This window comes from Mesotoga sp. (assembly GCF_035363035.1).
GTDB lineage: Bacteria > Thermotogota > Thermotogae > Petrotogales > Kosmotogaceae > Mesotoga.
Map to the genome: position 1 here is coordinate 1,322 of NZ_DAOSEH010000100.1, position 5,465 is coordinate 6,786.

The window sequence follows — 5,465 nt, forward strand, 5'->3', positions numbered from 1 at the left end:
ACTTCACCGTGCAGATAAGACGTTTTGTCCGGGCTTTTCACGATAGTGCCCTGACCGATTGTGTTCGTAGTGAGCAAGTAACTCTTCCTGGAAAGAGAGACATCTACCTGTTTGTTGCCATCCACGTTGATATCTCCGGTGATGTCATGGTACCCCTCTTTGCTTACGGTATATGTCTTGTTTCCCGGTGGAACATCCGAAAATACTGCCTTACCGTCAGCATCTGTCATCTTTGCTTGGGAGTTAAAAACTATTGAGGCTCCCTGAACCGCACCCTGAATATCATGAACATTGAAGGTTATGACATACAACGGAGCTGGAAGCACGGTAACATTTACTGTTCCCCGAGCCTTCTTGAACCCGTCTCTGGTAGCCTCGACTGTTATAGAGGTTGTGCCCTGTGCAACAGCGGTGACTAATCCCTCCGAAGAGACAGTCGCGATAGAATCGTTATTAGTTGAAAAAGAAACTTTTGAATCTGCAGGATCGACTGTATAAGCAATAAGAATAGATTCTCCGACAGCTATCTGAAGAGAGTCTGTTTGGATATTCAGTTTTACCACTTTGAGCACACAACCCTGAACCAGCATCATGAGAAGGGAAAATGCCAGGAAAATTCGGATAGCTCTTTTCATATGAATCTGCCCCTTTCCAGCAAAGGATATTTTCGCAGCTCTCCATACAGTATTTTATCATGGCAGTGAAAAGGTTGTTCATATGGAGTTTCAGAGTTGGTAGTAGAAGAAACAGCGGGGATTTCTCCCCGCTGTGAATCAGAACTAACAAAATTAACTGTGCTACTGAAAAGTCGCAGTTATTGTGGCGTCACCAGTGAGCTCGATGCTTATATTTTTGTTCGTCAGAGGATCTGAAGTGGACACACCGCCTTCAAGAGTCCAGGTAACGAATATTCTATCTGGCGTCTGAAAAACGTTGGTTCGCTCAACGGCCTCAAGTGTATGGCTACTACAATAAACCACATCACTTGTTGTTGTTGAGTAACGTATGGCATCAGCAACTCCTCCGTCGAAAACCCTTACTCCATCAAGGCGTATATCTGGGTTTTGAGTTAATGCTGTACCTGAATGACTACGTACGAAAACTACATCATAACTCTTGATCGTGAATCGTGCTTCGATATCGACATCCTCTGTAACTGTGAACGTATACTCTGTGTTCGTGCTTACAAGAGTCTCGTCCACGAACCATCCGTCGAAGTTGTAGCAGCTGTCCGGTGTGGCGGTAACAGTCAACTCTGTTCCACAGGCATAATTTCCACTGAGGTCGGTTACCGAACCACCAGCCGTAGGATCGCTGGATATCGTTACATCGAAGTACAGAAGTTCAAAAACGGCCTTGATGGTGGCATTCCCGACGATAGTGTAATATAGAGGATTATCAGAACTTGTCGAGTTGCCGCTTGGATCGCTGATCTGCCATTCCACGAATTCCCAGCATGGCGACGCTTCGGCTGTCAGTTCGACTATTGTACCTTTCTCAATATTGGCTCCGCCATTACCGGCCCAACCTTCACCTTCCCAGGTAACATCCAGATTGAAGAACCCTTCGAAAGAAACCGTGGCCGTAGCCTCGTTGCAGCATACATCCTGAACTGCGATCCAGGCTGTTCCAGGAGCTTCGGGATCATCCAGGAACCAGTAAAGCGTGTTCTTCCACTTTTTACTTATGTACTGGTCTGTGAACTCGTCCGGCACGAAGAAGTCTCCGGCCTGAAGGTCAAAGTCAAACGAATCAGTTTCAGACTCAGTGACCGTGGCTTCCAGACTTCCCTGGCTTACCCAGATAGATGCTATGTTGAAGCAGTTGTCCGTCGCTTCCCAGCTTAATTCCAGGTAAGGATCTTCGTTTATATCGTATTTCACATCTCCAAACGAGAAGTCGCTTATCACCGGCGGTTTTGTGTCTATGTCACCTATTACGACTGCTGCTTCGACCTTGTTGCCGGCTGCGTCCCAGGCCGTGAATGTGGCCACCAGTGTCGTTCCGCAATCGATTTCTCCAAAGCACCATGTTACCGTACCGCTTATGGGCAGCGAACAATCACACGGTACGGAGATTTGCTTCTTCGCTTGTCCGTCGATTGTTCCGATATTAGCTTCTATCGTTCCTACCCACCATTCAATGCAGTTATCGTTGCATACCAGACAGTCTTCGCTTGTTATCTCCCAGGTGAGCGTTACACATTCGGCTTCACATGGCTCGTATGGTTCAACCTCAAGTGAAACGTCCGGGGCCAGTGTGTCTATCTTGATCTCTGTCCCGTCGGATGTCTCTCCACATGCATCCCATGCCGTGAAGGTTATTTCCGCCATCTGGCAGTCAAGTCCGGATATGTTCCATCTCCAGTTAGAATTACCCTGGCCATCCTCATCGTTCTTCCATGGAGCTTTGGGCTTCTGTCCGTAAGATACCCACTGCATGTTGGTTACATTCGGATCGGGGTCTACGTCTTCCCAGTGTTCAATAAATCCGGCTGTCACTTCTATCACGAAGTCTTCAGGGCATCCATCGGTTGCTTCCCATGTGAGAAGTGTGGTCGGCGAGTTGTACACGACGTCGCACAATTTCTCCAGATCCGGCACCGGTTCCATGTCGAATTCCCAGGATAGGATCTTGGGCCTTACGTTGTCTATGTTGTAGGTCGCCGTCGCTACCGTCTCGTTTTCACAGCTGTCGATAGCGATTATTGTGAGCGTTATATCCACACAATCAAGATCCTCGAATGTCCATGTCGCATTTCCAGTAGGCCCGACAAGTACCCCGCCATTTCCATCCAATACCTGCGTGTAAACCAAAGGCGTCGCGTCTAGCGTCGTTCCATAGCTAACCTCGAGAATTACTTTTTCGATGCAGTTGTCTGTTACGTCCCAGTTGAATGTCGTGAATGTAGCGCAGTGATCCGGTTCGAGTATGTCCAGCTCTATCGAAGGCGCCATGTTGTCAACAAGAACCGTCGCTTCTTTCGTCGTTGTGTGTCCGCAATAGTCAACTGCGGTTATCGTGTAGGTGAGTACTTCACAGTCTATCTCCGGCAGTTTCCACAGTACTTCTCCGGACCGGCAGTCGCTTTCGCATATCCACGTGAAGCAATCAATTCCACGGTCGAGACAGCCCTTGGATACGTTTATCATCACGTAATCGAGACAGTTCTCTTCAACTCCGTAGTAGATTTCGACTGATCTGCCAGTTACGCATTCTTCTTCGTCCACTCCAAAAGCTACTATTACCGGCGCCAGGTTGTCCACTGATATGGAATCGGTGTAGTATCCTTCGTTCCCGCAAGCGTCGGTCGCATTGACTGTCACTACAAGTTCGCAGCAGTCAACGGGATCCCAGGTCAGTGTCGCCGTGCCGCTCAGTCCGTCTTCACTGAGTTCGTAATCAACCTTCGGACCACAATAGCCGGTCTCGGTGAATGTGTCATCAAAGACGCATCTGAAGTGGGCTTCGATTCCGGTGAAGGTCGCTTCCTGGCAATCGGATATCGTCCAGCTGAATACCAGCGAGGTCGCTGTCGGGCTGCAGATATCTTCTCCAAGATCGAATTCAACCACAGGAGCCACGTTGTCCACAAAGAAGGTCTCTGTCCAGGTCGTTGTGTTCCCGCAGTCGTCTTCTCCGGTTATCGTTATTGTGATGTCTTCACATTCGATATTGGGGAATCTCCATTCCCAGTAACCATAATCTTCGGAACCCAGTCCCTCGACGAACTGTCCCTTGTTAACCCAAATGTCTCCAATTTCTTCATAGTGGAATAGGTTTCCGTGGGTTACGGCTATTGTGGTTCCATAGAAGCAGTTGTCGTCAAAGTCCCAGGTCACTTTAGTGGACGCTTTGTTGCATTCAACATCTACGTGTTCCCCGTCAAGGTCTTCCGGAGGGACATTGTCAATGTCGAAAATGTAGCACAGTTCGTAGAAGAGTTCGCATTCTCCACAATCTTCCGCCCATACTTTGACCGTTACGCACATCTCTTCACAGTCCTGACCCGGGAAGTTGTATGTTACCGTGGCCTCGCCCGTCGTCAGTAGTTCGGCTTCTTTCGCGAATCTCTCATCTACAGTTCCCCAGCAGGCGTATAGCTCTACCTTCGTTACGTTAAGTATGTCGAAGTAGTTGATCTTCACCGGGAAGGTCAGTGTCGTAGCGTCGCACGGCACTTCTTCTGGATCGAATCCTATGAAGATTACATCGTCATTTGTTAGTCCGTTTATGTCTTCTATCACAAGTGGCCATTCGTCAGTGTTCCCACAGTAGTCTTTTACTACCGCCGTCAATGTCGCGTCAGCGCAGGCTACTGTTCCGAATTCCCACCAGAAGGTGATTATATATTCGCATTCTCCCGGTATAAGTTCCTTGCTTACAAACTCCGGTACTGTTTCGAATGGACCCTCTACAAGTATGTCGAAATATACAGGGTCCGGGTTGCAGCAAGTCTTTATGTACAGATATGTCCCAGTGTCGTCGCAATCGAATTCTTCGTACCAGAAGTTTAGAATTTCGATTGCTCCTTCACTGTTGAGTACATATATACCTTCTGCGTAGTTCTTTGTCACAGATTTCGTAACGTTTGTTGCCTTTATCGCCAGCGGCTTGAAGGTGTTCAGTGATACCATCGGAGCTGTGAACGACGCCGTGTAAATGTCGCCGTTCTTTTCGGCTACCACTGTTTCGCCTTCAAATGTTATCTCCACTACTTCTGCGTTCTGCACTTCTACCGTTATTTCGAAGCCCGTGCCTTCACACACCGGATCGGGTTCGTAGCTGTAACCCACAATGTATGGAGAGGATTCCTCGACAAAGTTTGCCGTAATCGCTTTGTCATCATCCATCACGATTGTCTCTTCAGGGTCGGAGCTTTCCAGGTCTCCCGTCCAGCCACCAAAGTACCAGCCGGTTCCCGCCAGCGCTGTCAGCGAGACTTCCGTCCCCTCTTCATACAGCAGCTCTTCAGGATCGACTGTTACTTCACCGTCTCCAACTACCGTCAGGTCAAGGATATACAGCGACTTCCCGTTGAGTATGTTGAAGAAACCGCCTTCACAGATTGCAAGCGCGTAGTTCGGGAGTCCGAGCATATCCAGCGTGTCCTGTGTCAGGTCATACTTCGGATTGTTTGGATATGTTGCGAAGTCCCAGATCCACGCATCTTCTCCCGATTGAATTACAACATAAGAATCGTTCACAAGTATTACTTCAATGAGCAGCTCGACCTTCTCTGCGAATGTCATGTTCTCAAGGCATTCGAGAGAGTAGAAGATAAGATCTCCGTCTATGAGTACATAGATTCCCGTCTTGTCTTCCACTGCTGCCATGTCGAATGTTGACTTTGTTTCTTCAAGCGTAACTGTCTTCTTTAGAAGCTCCACACCCCTGGAGTCTCTAACTAAGAGTGTCACTTCGCCTGTCCCAATGTTCGCGAAGAATCTTGATTCGGCCTTGCC

The 5,465-nt window shown here is 48.4% G+C and carries 2 protein-coding genes; both read right to left on the reverse strand.

Going from position 1 to position 5,465, the window contains the following annotated elements; all coding sequences use genetic code 11:
- Nucleotides 1-635, reverse strand: a 635-nt coding sequence (locus PKX57_RS10750) for an Ig-like domain-containing protein (RefSeq protein WP_472417253.1), incomplete at its 3' end; no start/stop codon positions are given.
- 162 nt (nt 636-797) lie between these two features.
- Nucleotides 798-5,390, reverse strand: a complete 4,593-nt coding sequence (locus tag PKX57_RS10755) for an InlB B-repeat-containing protein (protein ID WP_472417255.1) — start codon at nt 5,388-5,390, stop codon at nt 798-800.
- Between the last annotated feature and the right edge of the window lie 75 nt (nt 5,391-5,465).